Origin of the sequence: Gemmiger formicilis, from assembly GCF_016901605.1 — a bacterium.
GTDB classification, from domain to species: Bacteria; Bacillota; Clostridia; order Oscillospirales; family Ruminococcaceae; genus Gemmiger; species Gemmiger formicilis_B.
On sequence record NZ_JACJKP010000712.1, the window covers coordinates 1 to 229 of the forward strand.

Annotated in this window: 1 pseudogene; it reads right to left on the reverse strand. The window is 67.2% G+C overall.

The window, feature by feature from the left end:
• A pseudogene (locus H6B10_RS16575) lies at window positions 1-229 on the reverse strand (translation initiation factor IF-2); the annotation flags it as partial.

Below are 229 nucleotides of genomic sequence, written 5' to 3' on the forward strand. Positions count from 1 at the left end.
CGTGGACGGGCCGGCCTCGGTGATTTCGCGGCCCTTATCGTCCCGCATGGTACGCACGCGGCCCACAGCCGTGCCGGCGATGAGGCAGTCACCCTTATGCAGGGTACCGTTCTGCACCAGCAGTGTGGCGATGGGGCCCTGGCCCTTGTCCAGACGGGCTTCCACAACCGCGCCCTTGCCGCGGCGGTTGGGGTTGGCCTTCAGTTCCATGACCTCGGCTTCCAGAACG